Source organism: Derxia gummosa DSM 723, assembly GCF_000482785.1.
Classification (GTDB): Bacteria; Pseudomonadota; Gammaproteobacteria; order Burkholderiales; family Burkholderiaceae_E; genus Derxia; species Derxia gummosa.
This window is the reverse complement of record NZ_KI519500.1, coordinates 115,301-137,896: the sequence shown is the minus strand read 5'-3', so window position 1 is coordinate 137,896 and position 22,596 is coordinate 115,301. Positions and strand designations below refer to the sequence as shown.

General features: G+C 71.3%; 16 protein-coding genes and 1 tRNA gene. 6 read left to right on the top strand and 11 right to left on the bottom strand.

The window, feature by feature from the left end:
- Window positions 1-91: 91 nt before the first annotated feature.
- From secF to yajC, 3 genes are read right to left on the bottom strand one after another with little or no spacing between them, the layout of a single operon-like run.
- A complete protein-coding gene (gene secF / locus H566_RS0121685) occupies window positions 92-1,036 on the bottom strand; it encodes a protein translocase subunit SecF (protein ID WP_028313087.1) in 945 nt (314 codons plus the stop codon).
- Between the two features lie 22 nt (window positions 1,037-1,058).
- Window positions 1,059-2,939, bottom strand: coding sequence for a protein translocase subunit SecD (gene secD / locus H566_RS0121680; protein WP_028313086.1), 1,881 nt, complete (start codon window positions 2,937-2,939; stop codon window positions 1,059-1,061).
- A complete protein-coding gene (gene yajC, locus H566_RS0121675; protein ID WP_028313085.1) occupies window positions 2,936-3,277 on the bottom strand; it encodes a preprotein translocase subunit YajC in 342 nt (113 codons plus the stop codon). The genes secD and yajC overlap by 4 nt, the downstream gene beginning before the upstream one ends.
- A gap of 255 nt (window positions 3,278-3,532) precedes the next feature.
- Between yajC and H566_RS0121670 the strand changes: the two genes are divergently transcribed.
- The 4 genes from H566_RS0121670 to H566_RS0121655 all read left to right on the top strand — a co-directional run bounded on the left by H566_RS0121670 (window position 3,533) and on the right by H566_RS0121655 (window position 13,459).
- A complete protein-coding gene (locus tag H566_RS0121670; protein WP_051379137.1) occupies window positions 3,533-8,737 on the top strand; it encodes an alpha-2-macroglobulin family protein in 5,205 nt (1,734 codons plus the stop codon).
- Between the two features lie 56 nt (window positions 8,738-8,793).
- A complete protein-coding gene (gene pbpC / locus H566_RS0121665; RefSeq protein WP_028313083.1) occupies window positions 8,794-11,280 on the top strand; it encodes a penicillin-binding protein 1C in 2,487 nt (828 codons plus the stop codon).
- Between the two features lie 107 nt (window positions 11,281-11,387).
- On the top strand, window positions 11,388-12,881 hold the full coding sequence (locus H566_RS26975) for a S53 family peptidase (protein ID WP_051379136.1): 1,494 nt from the start codon (window positions 11,388-11,390) through the stop codon (window positions 12,879-12,881).
- A 41-nt stretch (window positions 12,882-12,922) separates the two neighbouring features.
- Window positions 12,923-13,459, top strand: a complete 537-nt coding sequence (locus H566_RS0121655) for a bacteriohemerythrin (protein WP_156924544.1) — start codon at window positions 12,923-12,925, stop codon at window positions 13,457-13,459.
- A gap of 254 nt (window positions 13,460-13,713) precedes the next feature.
- Here H566_RS0121655 and H566_RS0121650 read toward each other — a convergent pair whose 3' ends face one another.
- From H566_RS0121650 to queA, 4 genes are all read right to left on the bottom strand, one after another.
- Window positions 13,714-13,902, bottom strand: a complete 189-nt coding sequence (locus H566_RS0121650; RefSeq protein WP_028313081.1) for a PHD finger domain-containing protein — start codon at window positions 13,900-13,902, stop codon at window positions 13,714-13,716.
- A gap of 268 nt (window positions 13,903-14,170) precedes the next feature.
- On the bottom strand, window positions 14,171-14,539 hold the full coding sequence (locus H566_RS0121645; RefSeq protein WP_028313080.1) for a hypothetical protein: 369 nt from the start codon (window positions 14,537-14,539) through the stop codon (window positions 14,171-14,173).
- Window positions 14,540-14,752: 213 nt separating this feature from the next.
- The gene (gene tgt, locus H566_RS0121640) at window positions 14,753-15,925 is read right to left on the bottom strand and encodes a tRNA guanosine(34) transglycosylase Tgt (RefSeq protein ID WP_028313079.1); all 1,173 of its coding nucleotides are present in this window, start codon (window positions 15,923-15,925) and stop codon (window positions 14,753-14,755) included.
- Window positions 15,922-17,175 (bottom strand): tRNA preQ1(34) S-adenosylmethionine ribosyltransferase-isomerase QueA, encoded by a 1,254-nt coding sequence (gene queA / locus H566_RS26970; RefSeq protein WP_084545392.1) that lies wholly within the window; start codon window positions 17,173-17,175, stop codon window positions 15,922-15,924. Before queA ends, tgt begins: the two co-directional genes overlap by 4 nt.
- A 112-nt stretch (window positions 17,176-17,287) precedes the next feature.
- Here queA and H566_RS0121630 point away from each other — a divergent pair.
- Window positions 17,288-17,372: transfer RNA gene (locus H566_RS0121630), tRNA-Leu, on the top strand.
- A 24-nt stretch (window positions 17,373-17,396) separates the two neighbouring features.
- Here the strand turns inward: H566_RS0121630 and H566_RS0121625 are convergent.
- A complete protein-coding gene (locus tag H566_RS0121625; RefSeq protein WP_051379135.1) occupies window positions 17,397-18,059 on the bottom strand; it encodes a Tll0287-like domain-containing protein in 663 nt (220 codons plus the stop codon).
- A gap of 201 nt (window positions 18,060-18,260) precedes the next feature.
- On the opposite strand from H566_RS0121625, the gene H566_RS0121620 reads away from it, so the two are divergent.
- Complete coding sequence (locus H566_RS0121620) at window positions 18,261-20,435, top strand: M13 family metallopeptidase (protein WP_156924543.1); 2,175 nt, start codon at window positions 18,261-18,263, stop codon at window positions 20,433-20,435.
- Window positions 20,436-20,472: 37 nt separating this feature from the next.
- On the opposite strand, the gene panD is transcribed toward H566_RS0121620, so the two are convergent.
- From panD to panB, 3 genes are read right to left on the bottom strand one after another with little or no spacing between them, the layout of a single operon-like run.
- Entirely contained in the window at window positions 20,473-20,865 is a 393-nt protein-coding gene (panD, locus tag H566_RS0121615; RefSeq protein ID WP_028313076.1) for an aspartate 1-decarboxylase, read from the bottom strand.
- A 25-nt stretch (window positions 20,866-20,890) separates the two neighbouring features.
- Window positions 20,891-21,739 (bottom strand): pantoate--beta-alanine ligase, encoded by an 849-nt coding sequence (gene panC, locus H566_RS0121610; RefSeq protein ID WP_028313075.1) that lies wholly within the window; start codon window positions 21,737-21,739, stop codon window positions 20,891-20,893.
- Between the two features lie 6 nt (window positions 21,740-21,745).
- Window positions 21,746-22,576: a 3-methyl-2-oxobutanoate hydroxymethyltransferase gene (gene panB, locus H566_RS0121605; protein WP_028313074.1), complete on the bottom strand. Its 831-nt coding sequence runs from the start codon at window positions 22,574-22,576 to the stop codon at window positions 21,746-21,748.
- Window positions 22,577-22,596: the final 20 nt, after the last annotated feature.

The window sequence follows — 22,596 nt, the reverse complement described above, 5'->3', positions numbered from 1 at the left end:
TCCGGTACGTACCGGGCCGGTGAACGGCGCCGGAGCGCGGCGCCCAAATGAAAACGGGCCGGCGAACCGGCCCGTGAGGGAAGCATGGCGCTCAGGGCTCGACGACCGTGCCGCCGTCATCCTTGCGGACCGGCTTGACCAGATCCTCGCGCGACACGCCCAGCCAGCGCGTGAGCGGCGCCATCACCAGCACCGACGAATAGATGCCAAAGCAGATGCCGATCGTCAGCGCCACCGCGAAGTAGTGCAGCGTCGGGCCGCCGAAGATGAGCATCGTCAGCACCATCACCTGCGTCAGGCCATGGGTGATGATCGTGCGGCTGATGGTCGAGGTGATCGCGTTGTCGATCACATGGTCGACGCTCGCCTTGCGCATCTTGCGGAAGTTCTCGCGGATGCGGTCGGCGATGATGACCGACTCGTTGACCGAGTAGCCGAGGATGGCCAGCACGGCCGCCAGCACCGACAGCGAGAACTCCCACTGAAACAGCGCGAAGAAGCCGAGGATGATCACCACGTCATGCAGGTTGGCGATGACGGCGGCGACGGCGAACTTCCATTCGAAGCGCAGCGCCAGATAGATGACGATGCCGATCACCACGACCAGCAGCGCCATCGAGCCCTGCTCGAACAGCTCCTCGCCCACCTGCGGACCGACGAACTCGACGCGGCGCAGTTCCAGCCCGGCGGCGGCCGGATCGGCCTTGAGCGCCGTCAGCAGCGTTTCGCTCTGCTGGGCGCTGGTCTCGCCCTTGCGCACCGGCAGGCGGATGAGCACGTCGCTCGGCGTGCCGAAGGCCTGGACCTGGGCATCGGCATAGCCTTGGTCCTCGACGATCTCGCGCACCTTGGCGATGTCGGCCGCCTGCGCATAGTTCACTTCCATCAGCGTGCCGCCGGTGAACTCGATCGAGAAATGGAAGCCGCGCACCGCGATGAAGACCACCGCGAGCACGAAGGTGAGGGCGCTGATCGCGTTGAACACGAGCGCATGGCGCATGAACGGGATGTCGCGCCGGATTCGGAAGAATTCCATGTGCTTTCTGCTCCGGGCGGGGTCAGGCCTTGGCGCCCGATTCGGACTTCCACAGGGTGCCGATGGCAACCGTCTGCAGCTTGCGCTGGCGTCCGTACACGAGATTGACCAGCGCGCGGCTGACCAGGATGGCCGAGAACATCGAGGTGAGGATGCCCAGGCAGTGGACGACGGCGAAGCCGCGGATCGGGCCGGAGCCGAAGATCAGCAGCGCGACGCCGGCGATGAGCGTGGTCACGTTCGAGTCGAGGATGGTGGCCCAGGCGTTGTCGTAGCCGGCCTTGATCGCCTGCTGCGGATGCAGGCCCTGACGCAGCTCCTCGCGCACGCGCTCGTTGATGAGCACGTTGGCGTCGATGGCCATGCCGAGCGTGAGCGCGATGGCCGCGATGCCGGGCAGGGTGAGCGTGGCCTGCATGATCGACAGCAGCGCCACCAGCAGCATCAGGTTGCAGACCAGCGCCGCGACCGAGAACAGGCCGAACATCGCGTAGTACACCGCCATGAACACGGCGATCGCCACGAAGCCCCAGAGCACCGAATGGAAGCCCTTGGCGATGTTGTCGGCGCCGAGGCTCGGGCCGATGGTGCGTTCTTCCACGATTTCCATCGGCGCGGCGAGCGAGCCCGAGCGCAGCAGCAGCGCGAGTTCGTTGGCTTCCTGCGTGGTCATCGCGCCGCTGATCTGCACGCGGCCGCCCGAGATTTCGGATTGGATGACCGGCGCGGTGATGACTTCGCCGCGGCCCTTCTCGATCAGCACGATCGCCATGCGCTTCTTGAGGTTCTCGCGCGTGACGGTGCGGAAGATGTTGGCGCCCTTGCCGTCGAGCGTGAGGTGCACGGCCGGAATCTGCTGCTCGGAGCTGAAGCCCGCCTGCGCGTCCTGGAGGTTGTCGCCGGTGAGGACGACTTCCTTCTTGAGCAGCAGCGGACGGCCGCCGCGCTCGACATAGCGTTCGAGGCCGAAGGGCACGCTGCCGCTTGCAAGCGCTTGCTGGGCTTCGGGCGAATCATCGACGAGGCGCACTTCGAGCGTGGCGGTGCGGCCGAGGATCTTCTTGGCCTGGGCCACGTCCTGCACGCCCGGCAGTTCGACCACGATGCGGTCGGCGCCCTGCTGCTGCACCACGGGCTCGGCCACGCCGAGTTCGTTCACGCGGTTGTGCAGCGTCGTCATGTTCTGCTTGACGGCGGCGTCCTGCGCGGCGCGCAGCGCCTTCTCGCCGAGCGTGGCGACGAGCTTGAGTTCGCTGCCTTCGCCGGCCTCGGTAATCGTGAAGTCCTTGAAGTTGCCCAGCAGCAGGTCGCGGGCGCGCTGGCGCTGCTCGTCGGTGGTGAAGGCGATCGTCACGCCGTCGCCGCTGCGGGCGATGCCGGCGTGACGGATGTTCTTCTCGCGCAGTTGCAGGCGCAGGTCGGATTGCAGGGCTTCGAGCTTCTTGGCGAGCGCGGCCTTGGTGTCGACCTGCATCAGGAAGTGGACGCCGCCGCGCAGGTCGAGGCCGAGGTACATCGGCAGCGCGTGGATCGACTGCATCCAGACTGGCGTGTCGGTCACGAGGTTGAGCGCGACCACGTAGTCGGCGTCATCGGCGTCGGGCGCGAGCGCCTTCTGGATCGCGTCCTTGGCCTTGAGCTGGGTATCGGTGTCGTGGAAGCGGACGCGGACGGTGCCGCCGGTCTGCGTCGCCTCGTACACGGTGGCCTCGGGCTGGAGGCCGGCATCGGCCAGCAGCTTGTTGACGCGGTCGAGCAGCGCGGGCTCGACCTTGATGGTGGCTTTCCCGCTCGATACCTGCACCGCCGGGCTCTGCCCGAAAAAGTTCGGCACCGAATACAGCAGGCCGAACAGCAGCGCGAAGGCGATCAGCAGGTACTTCCAGAGCGGGTAGCGGTTCATAGGCTCTTGATCGTGCCCTTGGGGAGAACGGACTGCACTGCCTGGCGTTGCACCAGCAGTTCGATGGCGCCGTCCTTGGCGGAGGCGACCTCGATGGTGAGGTAGTGGTCGGAGACCTTGGCGATCTTGCCGAGCACGCCGCCGATGGTGATGACCTCGTCGCCCTTCTGGAGCGCGTCGAGCATCGTCTTCATTTCCTTCTGGCGCTTCATCTGCGGCCGGATCATGAGGAAGTACATGACCGCGAAGATCAGGACGAAGGGCCCGAACTGGAACAACAGGGCTTCGGGCCCGGCGGCGGCCCCGCCAGCGGTCTGCGCGTAGGCGACAGAAATCATGCGAACTCCAAGTTTTTTCGACGAATCAAGGCGTTAAGCCAAGCCTCGCATTATAGCCGGGCGGGGTGACGGCTTCAGCCGCCACCCCTGTGCGGGCGCGACGGGGCGAGGGTGGGCACGCGGCCGCCGTGAGCCGGCCGTCGGCGGCTGTCGGCCCGCAACGACGGCCCGATCGGTCCGCCCCTCGCGCACCGCATGCCGTGGCTAGACTGCCCGCGACCGGCCGGAGCACACGGCCCATCGCGGAGACCAGGAATGCGCATCGCGTTTGCCAGACGCCTCACCCGCCACGCGCTGACAGCGCTTGCACTGCTCGGCGCGCTCGCCGGCTGCGGTGCCGACAAGACCCCGGCGAGCGCCACCATCGGCGATGCCGAGCCCTTCGCGCTGGCCGGCTGCAAGCCGCGCCTGCTCGACGGCGCGCCCGCGATCGCGCTCGACTTCACCCGGCCGCTCGACCCGAAGCAGGACTTCGGCAAGCTCCTGCACGCGAGCGAGGACGGCAAGGACATCGCCGCGCGCTGGGTCGTCGGCGATAACCCGCGCGTGCTCTGGCTGCCCTTCGCCAAGCCCGACCATGAATACGCGGTGAAGCTCGACGCGACCCTCGCCTCGCGCGCCGGCGACAAGCTCGGCGCGGCGGCCGACTGCACCGCGAAGAGCGAGGCCATGCCGCCGTCGTTCTACTTCGCGAGCCGGGGCATCGTGCTGCCGGCCGGCGAGAGCGGCGGCCTGCCGGTCGTGACGATCAACACGCCCGAGGTGGATGTGCAGTTCCTGCGCATCGCGCCGGCCCAGCTGCCGCGCTTTCTCGACATGGTCGCGGGCCGGCGCGAGCGCGAGAACACCGCCGACGAAGGCGACGTGGCCGAAGAGGACGACGACGGCTACCGCTACGGCGGCTGGCAGAACCGCACGCGCTACAAGGGCCTGGTGTCGTACTACGAGCTGGACGAGCTGAAGGACATGGCGACGAGCGTGTATCTCGGCCGCTTTGCCACCGACAAGCGGGAGAACCGCCGCAACACCAGCTTCCTGCCGGTCGAGCGCATCAAGGAGCTGCGCGAGCCGGGCATCTACCTCGCGGTCATGAACGTGCCGGGGCGCTTCGGCTACGACTACCAGGTGACCTACTTCTACGTCACCGACATCGGCCTGCATGCGCGCCGCCACGACGAGCAGACCGACGTGTTCGCCACCTCACTCAAGTCGGGCGAGGCGATCCGCAATGTGGACGTGCAGCTGCTCGATGCCAACGGCAAGACGCTCGCGCGCGCCAGCACCGACCGCGACGGGCATGCGGTGTTCAACGGCGGCGCGGCGGCCGCGACCGTCCTGCTCGCCAAGCGCGGCGAGGAGCATTCGCTGCTCGCGCTGCGCGATCCGGCGCTGGATCTGTCGGAGTTCGACACCGGCGGCCATCTGCCGGCGCGCAGCAAGCTGTTCGTGTACGCGGGGCGCGACCTGTACCGGCCGGGCGAGGGCTTCGACGTGTCGGTGCTCGCGCGCGATGCCGACGGCCGCGCGGTCGATGCGGCTACCCCCGTGACGCTGCGGCTCAAGCGGCCCGACGGCGAAAAGGTGAGCGAGACACTGCTGCGCCCGGCGACGGCGCGCGCCGCCGCCGCGCCGGCCGCACAGCCCGCGCAAGCCGGGCAAGCCGCCCCCGCGATCACTCTCGGCACCGGCTACTACCGTCAGCGCATCACCCTGCCGCCCGACGCCGCGACCGGCCGCTGGCTGATCGAGGCCCGCACCGATCCGGGCGCGAAGCGCGCCGACGCGCAATGGAGCTTCCAGGTCGAGGAGTTCCTGCCCGAGCGGCTCAAGCTCGACCTGCAATCCGACGCCGAATCGCTCGCGCCCGGCGCCGCCTTCACCGTGGACGTGAAGGGCGACTACCGCTACGGCGCGCCGGCCGCCGGCAACCGCCTGCTCGGCAGCCTGCTGGTCGAGCGCCGCCGCGTCGCGCTGCCGCAGCAATGGCCGGGCTTCGTCTTCGGCGACTTCGACGACGACGCGGCGCGCAAGCGTGCCGACCTGCCCGAGCAGGAACTCGACTCCGCCGGCAAGGGCAGCGTCGAGGTGCCGCTGGAGCTGGACGAGCGCAAGTCGCCGATGACCGTGCGCGCGAGCTTCAGCCTGCTGGAGACGGGCGGGCGGCCGGTCGTGCGCTCGATCGAGCGCGCGTGGTGGCCGGCCGACGCGATGGTCGGCATCCGCCCGCTGTTCGACCGCGACATCGCCGCCGAGGGCCAGCTGGCCGAGTTCGAGCTGGCGCGCGTGGGTCGCGACGGCAAGGCCGTGGCCGGCAAGCCGGTGGCGATCCGCCTCGTGCGCGAGAACCGGCGCTGGTACTGGCGCTTCAGCGACAGCGGCGGCTGGCAGTCGGGCTACGACACCGACGAAGAGCTGATCGAGACGCGCAGCCTCGCGATCGACAAGCGCGCGAAACTCGCGCTGCCCGTGACCTGGGGCCGCTACCGTCTGGAGGTCGCCGATCCCGACAACGGCCTCGTCGCCCGCTACCGCTTCTACGCCGGCTGGGGCGCGCTCGACGCCGACGACGCCGGCAACCGGCCCGACCGCGTGCAGCTCAGGCTCGAAGGCGCGCCCTATGCCGACGGCGGCAAGGCGCGCGTGACGGTCACGCCGCCGCATGACGGCGAGGCGCTCGTCACCGTCGAGGGCGACCGCGTGCTGTGGAGCAGCCGCGTCAAGGTCAAGGCCAGCGGCACGACCATCGACGTGCCGGTGTCGGCCGACTGGAAGCGGCACGACCTGTATCTGACGGTCGTCGCCTTCCGGCCCGGCTCGCAGGGCGAGCGCGTCACGCCCGCGCGCGCCATCGGCCTGACCTGGCTGCCGCTCGCGCGCGAGGACCGCCGGCTCAAGGTCACGCTCGACGCGCCGGCCAAGGTGCTGCCCGAGACGCGCGTGAACCTCAAGGTGAAGCTCGCGGGCGCGGACGGGAAGCCGTATGGCGCGGGCGTGGTCAACGCCGCCAAGCCGGCCGGCAGCGCCGATGGCAAGCCCGCCGATGCCGCCGCGCCCGCCGCCACCCGCCCCGTCATCGTCACCGTCTCGGCGGTCGATACCGGCATCCTCGACATCACGCGCTACCGCACGCCCGACCCCTTCGACTTCTTCTTCGGCAAGCACCGCTACGACGCCGACCAGCTCGACTTCTACGGCAAGCTCATCGAGAAGCTCGACGGCAATCTGGCCAAGCAGCGCTTCGGCGGCGACAGCGGCATGCGCGACACGCGCAGCCCGCCGCAGAAGGTCAAGCTCGTGGACCTGTTCAGCGGCCCGGTCGCCATCGACGCCAACGGCGAGGCCAGCATCCCGCTCGACCTGCCCGACTTCAACGGCACGCTGCGGCTCATGGTCGTGGCGAGCGGCGCCGACCGCTTCGGCAGCGCCGAGGCCGAGATGACCGTCGCCGCGCCCATCGTGGCCGAGCTGAACCTGCCGCGCTTCATCTCGCCCGGCGACACCGCCGGCATCGGGCTCGACCTAACCAATCTCAGCGGCGCGCCGCAGGACGTCACGCTCAGGCTCGCGGCCGACGGCCCGGTGCGCATCAACGGCGGCGAGCGCACGCTCAAGCTCGCCAACGGCGAGCGCCAGACCCTGCGCTTCACCGCCGAGGCCACCGACGCCGCCGGCCTCGCCGCGCTGCGGCTCACGCTCAATGCCGGCAAGCTCGCGCTCAAGCGCGAGGCCGCGCTCGACGTGCGCCCGACCACGCCGCTCCAGCGCGACGTGAAGCGCCTGCGCATCGACGCGGGCGCGAGCGTGAAGCTCGACACCGCCGCGCTCGACGGCCTCTGGGCCGGCAGCGCCACCGTCGGCCTCAGCGCCTCGGCGCGCCCGCCGATCGACGCCCGCTCGGCCGTGCGCGGCCTGCTGCGCTATCCCTACGGCTGCCTGGAGCAGACGGTCAGCTCGGCCTATCCCAACGTCTTCATCGACGAGCCGACCGCGCGCGCCTGGGCGCTCGACCCCGCCTCGCTCGACGAGCGCCGCAAGCGCCTCGACTCGGCCTTCGCCCGCCTCGGTGGCATGCAGCAGGCGCGCGGCGGCTTCGGCCTCTGGGGCAGCAGCAGCCCCTACGAGGAATGGCTCAGCACCTATGCCGTCGCCTTCCTGCTCGATGCGCGCGAGGCCGGCTTCGCGCCGCCCGAGGCGATGCTCAAGCGCGCGCTCGACCTGCAACTGACCGAGTTCCAGCAGCAGCCGGGCCGGCAGGTGAAGCTGCCCGCCGACCTCCGCACCGACGACCGTGGCCGCCCCGTGTGGACCGACCGCGAGCTGCTGCGCAACGCCCACGAGCGCTTCGAGATCGCCGTGTATCAGGGCTATGTGCTCGCCCGCGAGGCGCGCGCGCCGCTCGCCACGCTGCGCCGCCTGCATGACGAGGCGCGCGGCAACGCCCGCTCGCCGCTGCCGCTGGTGCAGCTCGGTCTCGCGCTCAGGCTCATGGGTGACGAGGCGCGCGCCCGCGTCGCGCTCGACGAGGCGGTCGCCAAGCCCTGGGGCCTCGTGCCCGCGAGCAGCGGCTGGTGGGACGACTGGCTCACCCACTACGGCTCGCGCGAGCGCGACGTGGCGCTCGCCTATGCGCTGCTGGTGCGCCACAAGGCGCTGCCCGACAAGCGTGACAACCTGATCGCCGAGCTGGTCGATGCCTTCGACGCGCGCCACTCGCTCGGCGACTGGCATTCCACGCAGGAGCAGGCGGCGATCTTCCTCGCCGCGCGCGCGGCCGGTTACGGCCCGGCGGACGACAAGACCGAGCCCCGGCCGGAAATCAGGCTCGACATCGAGGCCGACGGCGCCACCGACAGCAGCGTCACGCGCGGCACGCTGTCGCGCGGCTGGACCGGCCCGGTCGCCAGGCGCGGCGTGACGGTGAAGAACCGTGGCGACACGCCGGTCTGGCTCGAAGTCGCCACCGAAGGCTTCCCGCTCAAGGCGCCGGTCATCGCCGAGCCGCGCATCGCCATCGAGCGCAGCTGGTGGACCGTCGACGGCAAGCCGGTCGCGGGCCGCGAGTTCCGCACCGGCGAGGTGGTGCTGGTGCGCCTGCGCGTGACCGCGAAGCAGCCGGTCGCGCAGGGCCTCGTGGTGGACCGCATCCCGGCCGGCATGGAGATCGAGAACCTCAACCTTGTGGACGGGCAGGGCGCCGCCGCCTACACGGTCGAGGGCGTGCCGATCGCGGGCGCGCTCGCCAACGAGGCGATCCGCCATGTCGAGTACCGCGACGACCGCTTCGTCGCGGCGGCGCGGCTCGGCTACGACAAGCTCGACCTCTACTACGTGCTGCGCGTCGTCACGCCCGGGCGCTACGCCGCGCCCGCGAGCTACGCCGAGGACATGTACCGGCCCGCGCTGCGCGGCATCGGCAAGCCGGAGGCGGAGGTGACGGTGGTCGATCCGGCGCGGCGGTGAGCGACGGCGGCAGGCCCGAGGCGGCGTCGCAGGCGCAGGCGGCCGATGCGCCCGTCGTGCCGGCGCCCGCGTCATCGCCCGGGCCGGCGCTCGCGCGGCCGCCTTCGCGCTGGCGCCGGCGCGCGGCGATCGCGGCCGGCGCCGCGCTGCTGCTGTTCGCGCTCGACCGGCTGTTCCCGCCGCCGCTGCCGCGCGCGGGTGCCGACGGCGCGCTCGTCGTGCTCGCGGCCGACGGCACGCCGCTGCGCACCTGGCCGAGCCGCGACGGCTTCTGGCGCGTGCCGGTCGCGCTCGACGACGTGTCGCCGCTGTACGTGCAGGCGCTCGTCGGCTACGAGGACCGCGCCTTCTGGCATCACCCCGGCGTCAACCCGTTCGCGCTCGCGCGCGCCGGCTGGCAATGGCTGCGCAACGGCCGCGTGGTGTCGGGCGGCTCGACGCTCACGATGCAGGTCGCGCGGCTGCTGGAGCCGCCCGAGCCGGCCGCGCGGCGCGCGCTCTCGACCAAGCTGAAGCAGGCGCTGCGCGCGGTGCAGATCGAACTGCGCCTGTCCAAGCGCGACATCCTGCGGCTCTACCTCGACCGCGCGCCGATGGGCGGCATGGTGCAGGGCGTCGAGATGGCGAGCCGCGCCTATCTCGGCAAGCCGGCGCGCGAGCTGAGCGCGGGCGAGGCGGCGCTGCTCGCGGTGCTGCCCCAGGCGCCATCGCGGCTGCGGCCCGACCGCAATCCCGACGCCGCCCGCGCCGCCCGCGACAAGCTGCTCGCGCGCATGGCCTCGACCGGCGCGTGGGACGCGGCCACCGTGGCCGACGCGCGGCTGGAGCCGATCATCGCCCAGCCGATCCGCGCCCACTGGCTCGCGCCGCTCGCGGCCGAGCGGCTGCGGCGCGCGCATGCGCCCGAGCACGACGCCAGCGGCGCCGAAGTCCTGCGCTCCACGCTCGACGCCGGCATCCAGCGCCAGGTCGAGCAGGTGCTGCTCGACCGCCTCGGCAGCCTGCCGGCGCATGTGTCGATCGCCGCGCTGGTGGTCGAGAACGCGACGCTCGCGGTGCGCGGCTATGCCGGCTCGGCCGATTTCGGCGACGAGACGCGCGCCTCACAGGTGGACATGGTCCGCGCCGTGCGCTCGCCCGGCTCCACGCTCAAGCCCTTCCTCTACGCGCTCGCGCTGGACGAGGGGCTGATCCATTCCGAAAGTCTGCTCGTCGATGCGCCGCAGGACTTCGGCGGCTATGCGCCGGGCAACTTCCAGGCCGCGTTCAGCGGGCCGGTGAGCGTGAGCGAGGCGCTGCAACGCTCGCTCAACCTGCCGGCGGTCGATCTGCTCGACCGGCTCGGGCCGGCGCGCTTCGCCGGTCTGCTGCGCAACGCCGGGCTGCGCCTGCGCATGCCCGGCGGCGCCGAGCCCAACCTGAGCCTCGTGCTCGGCGGCGGCGGCACGACGCTGGAGGAACTGGTCGGTGCCTACACCGCCTTCGCGCGCGGCGGCATCGCCGGCCGGCCGCGCTTCGTGCCCGACGCGCCCCTGACCGAGGCGCGGCTGATGAGCCCCGGCGCCGCCTTCATCGTGCGCGAGATCCTCGAAAACGGCGGCCGGCCCGACCGGCCCTTCAACCTCGACACCGCCGGCATCGCCTGGAAGACGGGCACGAGCTTCGGCTTCCGCGACGCCTGGGCCGTGGGCGTGACCGATGCGTGGACGGTGGGCGTGTGGGTCGGCCGGCCCGACGGCACGCCCAATCCGGGGTATTTCGGCGCGAACACTTCGGCGCCGCTGGTGCGCGATCTGATCCTCGCACTGCCGCGCGAACTGCCGCGACCGGCAGGCGAGGCCGCGGCGGTGGGCGGGGCGCAGGCGGGTGACCGTCGGGCCACGCCTGAAGCCGCCACGTCGGCCCGCCCGTCCGGCCCACCGCCCGGCGTCGTCGCCGCCGACATCTGCTGGCCCGGCGGCCAGTCGGTCGCGCTCACCGACCCGGCGCTGTGCCGCGAGCGCCGCCGCGCCTGGACGCTCGACGGCGCCACGCCGCCCACGCTGCCCGACCGGCTGCGCGCCGGCGGCTGGAGCGAAACCCTCTGGATCGACCGCGCCCGCCAGCGCCGCACGCGACCGGACTGCGCCGCCGCGTCGGCCACGCGACTCCCCGCCACCGCCCCCGAACGCCTCGACATCCCGCGCTGGCCCACGCTGCTCGACCCCTGGATCGCGCCCGAACGCCGCGCGCCCGAAGCCGCCTGGCCCTGGGCCGACGGCTGCGCGCCCGACGCGCCCGCGCGCGCCCTGCGCATCGAAGGCCTCGACGCCGGTGCCACCGTCCGCCCGGCGCCCGGCAGCGACAGCGTCGTGCTGCCGCTGCGCGCGATCGGCGCGCGCGGCAATGTCATTTGGCTGCTCGACGACCGCGTCATCCCTGGCGCGCCGGCCGGCAACGGCATCGCCGCCCGCGTCGACGCCGTCGGTCCGCACCGTCTGGTCGCCATCGACGCCGAAGGCCGCTACGCCAGCCTCGCCTTCAGCCGCGCCCCGGCGCGCTAGGCCCGCCCCGCGCCTGCGGGAATGCCAGCCTCAAGCCGGCGCGAAACCTGCCGTCATCAAGTCCTGCCGAGCGCGCGCGCACACCAAGAACAACGCAGGAGATCGCCATGAACCGCCTCCCCCGATCCGGCTCCGCCGTCCTGCTGCCGGCGGCAGTCGCGCTGGCGCTCGCTGCCTGCGGAGGCGCGGGTGGCGACGGCAACCCGGTGAGCGCCGGCGCTGCCAGCGTCATCGCGACGCCGGTGTTCGACATGCTCCCCGTCACCGTCGAGCCGCCCGATTCCGACGCCGACGGCTCCGCCGCGTCGGCCACGCGCTCCGGCCGCGCCACCGCGCTGCCCGCCGGCGCCGCCGGCATCGACACGCGCAACCTCACCCTCGACGCAGCGCGCGCCAGGCTGGCCGCGCTGCCCGGTCGCGCCGCCGTCGCGGCCGTCGCCACCACGGCCGTCACCTACACGCCGGCCCAGGTGCGCGCCGCCTACGGCCTGCCCATGGTGCCCGCCGCCACCGACCTCGCCGCGCTCGACGTCGCCGGCCGCGCGGCCCTCGGCGCCGGCCAGACCCTCTACCTCGTCGCCGCCTACCACCATCCGAATGTGGTCGCCGATCTGGCTGCCTTCAGCACCCGCTTCGGTCTGCCCGATTGCGCGACGGTCAGCGTCGCCGCCAGCGCCACGCCTGCCTTGCCCGCCATCGGCAATGCCGACGGATGCAGCTTCATCCGCGTCACCGCCACCGCCGCCGGCGGCATGAGCGCGACCGTGCCGGCCTACAACGCCAGCTGGGCGCAGGAAATCGCGCTCGACGTGCAATGGGCGCATGCGCTCGCGCCGCTCGCGCGGCTGGTGCTGGTCGAGGCGCCGTCGGCGGCGGTGACGGCGCTCAATGGCGCCGTGCTGCTTGCCAACCGCTTCGGTGCCGGCGTGGTCAGCATGAGCTTCGGCAGCATCGAGGGCAGCTGGGCCACGGGCTATGACGGCACGGTCTTCAACGGGGCCGGCATGAGCTATGTGGCCGCCGCCGGCGACAACGGCAGCCAGGCCAACTGGCCGGCCACCTCGCCCTCGGTCCTCGCCGTGGGCGGCACCACGCTCGCCTGGAGCGGCAGCGGCCCGCGCACCGAAAAGGCCTGGAGCAAGTCGGGTGGCGCGGCGTCGAACGTGTTCGCGCGGCCGGCCTACCAGAAGCTCGCCGGACTGCCCGCGATCCCGGCCGGCCCGCGCCGGCTCGATGCCGATGTCGCGCTCGTCGCCGATCCCTACAGCGGCGTCTACGTCGGCTACACGCCGAACGGCGGCACGCGCAGCTGGCTGTCGATGGGCGGCACCAGCGCCGGCACCCCGGCCGTCGCCGGCATGCTCGCCAGCATCAACGGCTTGCGCGCGCTCGACGGCAAGGCCACGCTCGGCAAGCCGCAGGCGGCGCTCTACGGCATCGCGGCCGTGGCCGGCAATTACGCGAGCGCTTTCCTCGACGTGAAGACCGGCGCCAACGGCAGTTGCGCGCCGTGCAAGGCCGGCTCCGGCTTCGACTATCCGACCGGTCTCGGCACGCCCAACTTCGGCGCTCTCGCGAGCCTGCTGCGCGCGGCGAACTGACGACGCTGCCGGCCGATTGCCCGGCAGGCCGGACCGGCCGATTGCCCGGCAGGGGAAACCGGCGGATTGCGCAGTGCTGCGGCCCGGCCATTGTCCGGCACGGCGCAGGGCTATTCTTGGCCGCCCGCCGTTGCGTGGGCGCTCCTCCTTCCAAGAACCCGCCCGCAGCCACCATGACCACGCCCATCACCTGGCAGGACAGCCACGCCCTCGGCCAAGCCGAAATGGATTCCATCCACCAAGGATTCGTCGAATTGCTGGCCCGCGCCCAATCCGCCGCCGACGCCGAACTCGGCGCCGCGATGGAAGCGCTCTATTCGCACACGCAATCGCATTTCGCGCGCGAAACCGAATTGATGACCGCCACCGCGCTTTCGTCGCGCAAGGAGCACGAAGGCGATCACGCCCGCGTCCTCGGCGAAATGGACCAGATGCGCGCGCGTGCCGTGAAGGGCCGGGTCGCCTTCGTGCGCGGCTATGTCAACGAGGTATTGCCGGGCTGGCTGCACACCCATCTCATGACGATGGACGCCGAATTGGCCAATGCCTGCAAGCGCGCGGGAATCGGCGCGGCGTGAAACGGCAAGGCGCGGAATGCGTGGCCTGACGCGCGCGACATGAAACGCCGCCGCCCGAAACGCAGCCGACCTGAAACGCAATTGACGGGGAATTCGATTCGCCGCGAATCGCCGGACAGATGTCGGCGCGGGCGGTATTGCCTGCGAGGCCTGCCCTGGACGGGCCGCCGAGGCGGGGAGAGGGGAGTGTGGAAGCTTGTGCTCTTCTTCTTGCGCTTCCCGAGCGTCGAACGCCAATGCCCGGAGGGCCGGGATTACTGCTTGTGCTTCTGCAACATCATCTCGATCGCGGTCACGGCTTCGGAAACGCCAAGCCAGTTCTCGGCGCGTTCCTCATCCTTGAATTCCTTGCCGAGGCTGATCGGGTCCTTTCCCGGGATATGGAGAAAGCACGCCCATTTGCCGCTGGGAAGTTGCTCGATCTTGACGTCGTGGTCTGCCATGGTTTGCTCCTTCTGATTGCCGGTGTTGTGGGAAATGCCCGCGTCAGGGCGACGCGGGCATTCGTCGGGCAATCGAAAGGGCGGCGGGAAATGCAGGCAGCCGATTCCGCCCGACCGGGAAAGCATTCCCAAGCCCGAGCGGAACTGTCAACCACAGCGCGGCGCGCGCGCCAATGGCGGCCATCGCGCGATGCGACGGCCCGAAGGCATGGCTGGCGGTATCGCGCGATGCCCGGCGCGGCCGATGACGGCGCGGCGGGCAGCCGGCTCAGTCCTCGCGCAGGCCCACGTCGTAGGCGAAGCGCGCACCCATCACGCGGATGAGCTGGCGGCGCACGGTGCTGTGCTGGCGTTCTTCCAGGAAATGGAAGAGGCCGCGCGCGAGCTTGCAGGCGAGGGTGTACTGGCCGAGGGCGGTGCCGCGCAGGATGTTGCTGCCTTGTTCGGCGATCAGCGTGCGGGCGTCGCGCAGCAGATGGCTTTCGGCGATGTCGCTGTTCGCGAGACGCACGACTTCCGGCGCGATTTCAAAGGCTTGGAGCTGTTCGAGGACGGCCTGACGGGCCATGTGGACGAGCGCGAGCGGCTCGGCGGTCTGAGCGCTGGGGCTCAGAACATCCAGGGTGAGGGTGTTCATGTTTCGCATCCGGCGAAAAGCAAGGTCGCGGCTTGCGGGGTTGAACCACCTCGAACGCAATGGAAGCGGGCTTCGGCGAGGGATGTGGTTCGGCGACGGAATGGAAGTTACCGGTCGCCGGTGCGCTTCAAAGCCCGAATAAGCGGGGTTTGCCCCCGCAGTCCGGTGCTTTTGTGCGGTGCGGAATTCCCGTTTGTTACTTGCGCCGTCCCGTCATGTCGCGCCGGTGGCCGGATCGCCCATCGCATCGACGCCGGTCGCGCGGTCGGCGGCGAAACGCGCGCGGAAGCCCTCGAAGTCGTCGGCGTCGATCGCGTCGCGCATGTCCTGCATCAGCTGGAGGTAGTAGTGCAGGTTGTGGATGCTGTTGAGCCGGCTGCCGAGGATCTCGGTGGTGCGGTCGAGATGGTGCAGATAGGCGCGCGTGAAGTTGCGGCAGGTGTAGCAGGAGCAGCTCGGATCGACCGGGCGCATGTCGTTCTTGTAGCGGGCGTTGCGCAGCCGCAGGTCGCCGAAGCGCGTGAACAGATGGCCGTTGCGCGCGTTCCGCGTCGGCATCACGCAGTCGAACATGTCGATGCCGCGCGCGACGCCGTCCACCAGATCCTCCGGCGTGCCGACGCCCATGAGGTAGCGCGGCTTCTCGACCGGCAGCAGGCCGGGCGTGTGGTCGAGGATGCGCAGCATCTCTTCCTTCGGCTCGCCAACGCTGAGGCCGCCGATCGCGTAGCCGTGGAAGCCGATGTCGCGCAGGCCGGCGGCCGATTCGGCGCGCAGGTGCTCGAACATGCCGCCCTGCACGATGCCGAACAGCGCGTTGGGGTTCTCCAGCCGGTCGAACTCGTCGCGCGAGCGCTTCGCCCAGCGCAGGCTCAGGCGCATCGAGTCGGCCGCGTACTGCTCGGGGCAGGGCTTGTCGTCGACGAGATAGGGCGTGCATTCGTCGAAGATCATCGCCACGTCGCTGTTGAGCACGCGCTGGATCTGCATCGACTCTTCCGGCCCCATGAAGAGCTTGTCGCCATTGACCGGCGACGCGAACTTCACGCCCTGCTCGCTGATCTTGCGCAGGGCGCCGAGGCTCCAGACCTGGAAGCCGCCGCTGTCGGTGAGGATGGGCCGGTTCCAGCCCATGAAGCGGTGCAGGCCGCCATGGGCCTTGATGACGTCCAGCCCCGGCCGCAGCCAGAGGTGGAAGGTGTTGCCGAGGATGATCTTTGCCTGGATGTCGTTTTCGAGCTCGTCGGGGCCGACGGCCTTGACGCTGCCGTAGGTGCCGACGGGCATGAAGATCGGCGTCTCGATCGTGCCGTGGTTGAGCTTGAGCGTGCCGCGGCGCGGGCCGCTGGCCGTGCCCTTGTGGAGGGTGAAGTCGAGGGCGCTCATGCGGCGGCTCCGGGAGTGGCGGCCGTCGCGGCCGGGGTGGCGGTGGCTGTCGCGGCGGCGCCGGACGTGGTGGCGGCGCAGTCCGAAGCGACGGTGCCGGCGGACGCGTCGGCGCGTTCGAGGAACATCGCGTCGCCGTAGCTGAAGAAGCGGTACTGCTGCGCCACGGCATGCGCGTAGGCGGCGCGGATGCGTTCGTAGCCCGCGAAGGCCGACACCAGCATCAGCAGCGTCGAGCGCGGCAGGTGGAAGTTGGTGACGAGCGCATCCACCGTGCGGAAGCGGTAGCCCGGCGTGATGAAGATGTCGGTCTCGCCGCGGCCGGCCACGATCGGGCCCTTCTGCGAGGCGGCTTCGAGCGCGCGCAGCGAGGTGGTGCCCACGGCGATGACGCGGCGGCCCTCGGCCTTGGCGACGGCGATCTCGGCGGCGGTCTCGGCGCTGATCGAATAGAGCTCGCTGTGCATGCGGTGCTCGGCGATGTTGTCGACCTGCACCGGCAGAAAGGTGCCGGCGCCCACGTGCAGCGTCACGAAGGCGAGGCGGATGCCGTCTTCGCGCAGCGCGGCGAGCATGGCTTCGTCGAAATGCAGGCCGGCCGTGGGCGCGGCAACCGCGCCAGGGTTTGCGGCATAGACGGTCTGGTAGCGCTCGTCGTCGGCCTGTTCGGCGGCGTGCTCGATGTAGGGCGGCAGCGGCAGCTTGCCGAGGCGGTCGAGCAGCGCCCAGACGTCGGTGTCGAACTCCAGCAGGTAGAAGCGGCCGTCGCGGTCGAGCACCTGGGCGCTCGCGGTGTCGGCGCCGTCGCCGAATTGCAGCCGGCTGCCCGGCGCGGGCGCATGGCTGGCGCGCACCTGGGCGAGGGCGCAGTTGTTGTCGAGCACGCGCTCGACCAGCAGCTCGATGCGCCCGCCCGTGGGCTTGCGGCCGAACAGCCGCGCCTTGATCACGCGCGTGTCGTTGAAGACGAGCAGATCGCCCGGGCGCAGCAGGCCGCGCAGGTCGGGGAAGCGGAGGTCTTGCAGGTCGGGGGCGGGCGGAGCGCCGGCAGCGGCCGTGTCGGCGATCGCGGGCGCGTCGTCGGCGGCGCCCGAGGGCGTCGCGGCCGGGCCGGCCGGCACATGCAGCAGCCGGCTGTCCCGGCGCTCGGCCGCCGGATGCTGGGCGATCAGCTCGGGCGGCAGGTGGAATTCGAAATCGGAAAGCTGGTGGCCAGAGGCGGCCGGGGAGGGCTTCGAGTCTTGAGGCATGCGACAGTCGCCAGGCTGACAACCCGGCTTTGTTTGGCGAAATCGGCGGGCGCGGTGATAATCCGGCCCCTTCCTTCACGGGCCGGCAAGTCTAGCGCAGGCCCGCATCCATGCCCGGATGGCGAAATCGGTAGACGCAGGGGATTCAAAATCCCCCGCCGCAAGGCTTGTCGGTTCGAGTCCGACTCCGGGCACCACTGCTGCGACGGCCCTCGTCCGGCTCACTCCACCACCCGTTTCACCACCAGCGCGCCACGGATCTGCCCCGGCGCGAAGCCCGTCGCGCGGTCGTCCGGATAGACGCTCGCGATGCGCGCCCGCACGTCCGACGGAATGCCGTCCGGCGCGCCGTGGCAGGTGACGCACATCGGCTGGGTCGCCAGCGCCTTCGCGTAGCGGAAGACGGTGCGGCCGCCCTCGGTCACGAATTCCGAGCGCTCCAGCGTGGCCGGATCCGCGCCGGCCGCGACCGCCGTGTCGAAGTCGGCGAGCGCCTTCGCTTCCCACGCATCCGGCACGCCGCCGGGATTGCGGTTGCGCTGGCTCACGCGACGGATCTGCCAGCCCGTGTCCTCGCTCGCCTTGCGCGCGGCGGCCGGCGCCTTTTCGGAACACGCGCTCACCGCCTCGGCCGCGCCGTGCTCGGCGATCGTGGTCTGGAGCAGGTCGAGCAGCTTCTTCGGCAGCGGGGCGACGCGTTCGCGGGTGCTGGTTTCGATCGCGGCGCGGGCGGTGGCGTCGGGTTCGGCGGCGGCGGGCAGGGCGGTGCCGAGCGCGAGCAGCGCGGCGATGGCGGCGAGCGCGGGGCGCAGGCGGGCGCCGGGAATGAGGCGCGTAATGGGTCGAGTGGCGGACGCGGAGCGGGGCGGGGCGATTCGGTTCATGGCGATTCCTGGCGGGATGGGGGTAAGCGGCGCGGTGCCCGGTCAGTCGGAAAGCCCGGCGAAAGCGTCGCGGTGGGCGATTGTATTTGCGCAAGTGCGCAAATAGCGTTTGTCGGGCGATCGCTGACGCTTCACGGCATGCTTGCGCCGATCCGCCGGGCGTCCGCCCGCGCCGGATCGCCACCGCACCGGAGCCCCCGCATGAAGTTCGCCGCCGCCTGCTGCATCACCCTGTCCGCCTGCATGGCCGCCGGCTGTGCCCACCTGCCGGCCTATGACGCGGGCGGCGGCGCGGCCCTCGCCACACCGCCCTCGACGCTCGGCAAGTCCGGCCCGATCGCCAGCGGCATCGACCTCGCCTGGCGCGACCCCGCCGTGCGCCCGGCCGACGATCTGTTCCGCCACATCAACGGCAAGTGGCTCGACACCACGCCGATCCCGGCCGACAAGTCGGCCTGGGGCAGCTTCCACGAACTGGCCGACCGCAGCCTCGACCAGCTCCACGCCATCCTCGACGGCATCGACCCGGCCACGGCCGACGCCGACAGCCGCCGTGTCGCCGACCTGTACGCGAGCTTCCTCGACGAGGCGCGCATCGACCGCCTCGGCGCCGCGCCGCTCGCGCCGCTGCTTGCGCGCATCGATGCGCTGCGCGACCCACGCGACCTGCCCGCGCTGATCGGCGAACTGGGCCTCGCCGGCGTCAACGGGCCGTATGCCTTCTCGGTGGACCAGGACGCGCGCGATTCGACGCGCTACCTGCTCGCGCTCCAGCAGACCGGCCTCGGCCTGCCCGACCGCGACTACTACCTGTCCGACGCGCCGCAGTTCGCGGCGATCCGCGCCGACTACGAGGCTCACATCGCGCGGATGTTCACGCTGGCCGGGCAGGGCGGCGACGCCGGCAAATCCGGCGCGGCCTCCAGCGGTGGTGAGGCCGACGCGGCCCGCGCCGCCGGCAAGCCCGGCGCCGCCGCCCCGACACCGCAGGCCACCGACGCAGCCCGACGCATCCTCGCCCTCGAAACGAAGCTCGCCCGCGCGCAATGGAGTCGCGTCGAGCGGCGCGATCCGGTCAAGGGCTACAACCGCATGACCGTCGCCCAGCTCGCCGCCGCCGCGCCCGGTCACGACTGGGCCGGCTTCCTTGCCGCGTCCGGCGTGCCGGCGGGCATCAACGAGGTGAATGCCGCCCAGCCGAGCTATCTCGCGGCCTTCGCCGCGCTGGCGGGCGAGGTGCCGCTCGCCGACTGGCGCGACTACCTGCGCTGGAAGACGCTCGACAGCCTCGCGCCTTACCTCGCGCGCCCGCTCGCCGATGCTTCCTTCGACTTCCACGGCCGGCGCGTCAGCGGCACGCCCGAGCAGGCGGCGCGCTGGAAGCGCGGCGTGCGCGTGGTCGATGCCAACCTCGGCGAGGCGCTCGGCAAGCTCTACGTCGCGCGCCACTTCCGGCCCGAGCAGAAGGCGCGCATGGAGGCCCTCGTCGCCAACCTGCTCGCCACCTACGCCAGCAGCATCGACAGCCTCGACTGGATGGGCGACGCCACGCGCGCCGAGGCGCGCCGCAAGCTCGCCAGCTTCCGGCCCAAGATCGGCTATCCGGCGCGCTGGCGCGGCTACGACGGGCTCGACATCCGCCGCGACGATCTCGTCGGCAACCTGCTGCGCGCGACGCGCTTCGAGGCCGCGCGCCAGCTCGCCCGGCTCGGCCAGCCGGTCGATCGCGACGAATGGTTCATGAACCCGCAGACGGTCAACGCCTACTACAACCCGCGCATGAACGAGATCGTCTTTCCGGCGGCGATCCTCCAGCCGCCGTTCTTCGACGCCAATGCCGACGACGCCGCCAACTACGGCGGCATCGGCGCCGTCATCGGCCACGAGATCAGCCACGGCTTCGACGACCAGGGCAGCCAGTACGACGGCGACGGCAATCTGCGCGTGTGGTGGACGCCCGAGGACCGCAAGCGCTACGAGGAACGCACCGCGATGCTGGTCGAGCAGTACGGCGCCTACGAGCCGGTGCCCGGCTTCCACCTCGACGGCCGGCTCACGCTCGGCGAGAACATCGCCGACAACGCCGGCCTGTCGGTCGCCTACCGCGCCTGGCGGCGCGCGCTCGGCGGCATCGAGCCGCCCGTCATCGACGGCATGACCGGCGAGCAGCGCTTCTACGCCGGCTGGGCGCAGGTGTGGCGCGGCAAGGTGCGCGAGGCCGAGGCGCTGCGGCGGCTCAAGACCGACCCGCACTCGCCGGCCGACCTGCGCTGCAACGCGACGCTGTCGAACCAGCCTGGGTTCTACGCGGCCTACGGCGTGCAGCCGGGCGACAGGCTGTGGCGGGCGCCGGAGCAGCGGGTGACGATCTGGTGAGCCGGAGCAGGCGTGTCACCTGGCCCGGCAAGCCGGCTCAGGCCGCCGGCGCCAGCTGAACCGGGATGTGCCCGCGCGTGTTCTTGATCCGGTTGTTCTCGTCCACGAACACCAGCTTCGGCTCGAACCCCGCCGCCAGCTCCGCCTCGTCGAGCTGCCCGAACGCCGCGATGATCACCAGATCGCCCACGCAGGCGCGGCGCGCCGCCGAGCCGTTGATGCTGATCGTGCCCGACCCGCGTTCGGCGCGGATCGCGTAGGTGCTGAAGCGCTCGCCGTTGTCGATGTTCCAGATGTCGATGCGCTCGAATTCGCGGATGCCCGAGGCTTCGAGCAGGTCGTCGTCGATCGCGCAGGAGCCTTCGTAGTGCAGCTCGCACTGGGTGACGGTGGCGCGGTGGATCTTGCCGGTGAGCAGGGTGCGCAGCATGGGCGTGCCTCTTCGCTGATGAAGGTCAGATTTCGAGGTTGTCGATCAGGCGCGTCGCGCCCAGGCGGGCGGCGGCCAGCACGACCAGCGGCTCTCCGGCCGCGTTTTCCTCGGGAGTGGGCGGCAGCAGGTTGCCGCGCTTGCGGATCGCCACGTAGTCGGGCTTCCAGCCGGCCCAGGCGAGATGCTGCATCGCCGAGGCTTCGATGCGCGGCAGCGAGGCCGGATCGTCGCGGCTCGCGAGGGCCTTCTCGCGCACGTCGTTGAGCACGCGGTACAGGCGCGGCGCCTCGGCGCGCTCCTCCGGGCTCAGGTAGCGGTTGCGCGACGACAGCGCCAGGCCGTCGCTGTCGCGCACCGTGTCGGCGGCGACGATCTCGGTGGGCAGCGCGAACTGCCGCGCCATGCGTCGCACGATCATGAGCTGCTGGTAGTCCTTCTTGCCGAACACCGCCGCGCGCGGCTGCACGCAGTTGAACAGCTTGAGCACGACGGTGCACACGCCGCCGAAGAAGCCGGGCCGGAACTCGCCTTCGAGGATGTCGGCGAGGTCGTGCGGCGGCTGCACGCGGTATTCCTGCGGCTCGGGGTACATCACGCTCTCGTCGGGCGCGAAGCACACGTAGACGCCTTCGCGCTGCAGCTTTTCGAGGTCGTCGTCGAGGGTGCGCGGGTATTTGTCGAAGTCTTCGTTGGGGCCGAATTGCAGACGGTTGACGAACACGCTGGCGACGACCGGGTCGCCGTACTGGCGCGCGATGCGCATCAGGCTCATGTGACCCGCGTGCAGGTTGCCCATGGTGGGAACGAACGAGGTGCGGTTCTGGCCCTGGAGCTGCGAGCGCAGTTCCTCGATGGTGCGGACGACTTTCATCGGATGTCAGAAGGAGTGTTCGGCGGCCGGAAAGGCGCGGGATTTTACGGCGTCGCGATAGCGCGCCACGGCGTCGGCGATGCTGCTGGCGCCGTCCATGAAATTGCGGACGAAGCGCGGCTTGCGGCCCGGGAAGACGTTGAGCATGTCGTGCAGCACGAGCACCTGGCCGCTGCATTGCGCGCCGGCGCCGATGCCGATGGTGGGAATGCGCAGCTCGGCGGTGACGCGGCCGGCGAGCGCCGCCGGCACCATCTCCAGCACGAGCATCGTGGCGCCGGCGTCCTGCAGCGCGAAGGCGTCGGCGCGCAGCTGCGCGGCGCTCGCGTCGTTGCGGCCCTGCACGCGGTAGCCGCCGAGCACATGCACCGACTGCGGCGTGAGGCCGAGGTGGGCGCATACCGGGATGCCCGCGCGCACGAAGGCGCGGATGGTGGGCGCGAGCCATTCGCCGCCCTCGACCTTGACCATGTGCGCGCCGGCCTGCATCAGCTTGACCGCGTTGGCGAGCGCCAGATCGATGCCGCCGTGATAGCTGCCGAAGGGCAGGTCGGCGACGATCCAGGCGGTCTTGCTGCCGCGCGCGACGCAGGCCGTGTGATACGCGACTTCATCGACCGTGACGGGCAGGGTCGAGTCGCGGCCCTGCACCACCATGCCGAGCGAATCGCCGATGAGGATGACCTCGATGCCGGCCGCGTCGAGCACGGCGCCGAAGCTGGCGTCGTAGGCGGTGAGGACGGTGATCGGCTCGCCGCGCGCATGCATGTCGAGCAGGCGGGGCAGGGTTACGGGCTTGCGTTCCGGAGCGGGGGACGGCTGGGGATGGGCGCTCATCGCGAACTCCCTACTGAAGC

What these genes read in the sequence shown, in the direction of transcription:
- panB (WP_028313074.1), bottom strand. Translation starts at nt 22,576, where the DNA reads ATGAGCGCCCATCCCCAGCCGTCCCCCGCTCCGGAACGCAAGCCCGTA.
- H566_RS0121625 (WP_051379135.1), bottom strand. Translation starts at nt 18,059, where the DNA reads ATGAACCGAATCGCCCCGCCCCGCTCCGCGTCCGCCACTCGACCCATT.
- H566_RS0121645 (WP_028313080.1), bottom strand. Translation starts at nt 14,539, where the DNA reads ATGAACACCCTCACCCTGGATGTTCTGAGCCCCAGCGCTCAGACCGCC.
- panD (WP_028313076.1), bottom strand. Translation starts at nt 20,865, where the DNA reads ATGCTGCGCACCCTGCTCACCGGCAAGATCCACCGCGCCACCGTCACC.
- tgt (WP_028313079.1), bottom strand. Translation starts at nt 15,925, where the DNA reads ATGAGCGCCCTCGACTTCACCCTCCACAAGGGCACGGCCAGCGGCCCG.
- secD (WP_028313086.1), bottom strand. Translation starts at nt 2,939, where the DNA reads ATGAACCGCTACCCGCTCTGGAAGTACCTGCTGATCGCCTTCGCGCTG.
- H566_RS0121650 (WP_028313081.1), bottom strand. Translation starts at nt 13,902, where the DNA reads ATGGCAGACCACGACGTCAAGATCGAGCAACTTCCCAGCGGCAAATGG.
- yajC (WP_028313085.1), bottom strand. Translation starts at nt 3,277, where the DNA reads ATGATTTCTGTCGCCTACGCGCAGACCGCTGGCGGGGCCGCCGCCGGG.
- H566_RS0121670 (WP_051379137.1), top strand. Translation starts at nt 3,533, where the DNA reads ATGCGCATCGCGTTTGCCAGACGCCTCACCCGCCACGCGCTGACAGCG.
- queA (WP_084545392.1), bottom strand. Translation starts at nt 17,175, where the DNA reads ATGCCTCAAGACTCGAAGCCCTCCCCGGCCGCCTCTGGCCACCAGCTT.
- H566_RS26975 (WP_051379136.1), top strand. Translation starts at nt 11,388, where the DNA reads ATGAACCGCCTCCCCCGATCCGGCTCCGCCGTCCTGCTGCCGGCGGCA.
- H566_RS0121620 (WP_156924543.1), top strand. Translation starts at nt 18,261, where the DNA reads ATGAAGTTCGCCGCCGCCTGCTGCATCACCCTGTCCGCCTGCATGGCC.
- panC (WP_028313075.1), bottom strand. Translation starts at nt 21,739, where the DNA reads ATGAAAGTCGTCCGCACCATCGAGGAACTGCGCTCGCAGCTCCAGGGC.
- secF (WP_028313087.1), bottom strand. Translation starts at nt 1,036, where the DNA reads ATGGAATTCTTCCGAATCCGGCGCGACATCCCGTTCATGCGCCATGCG.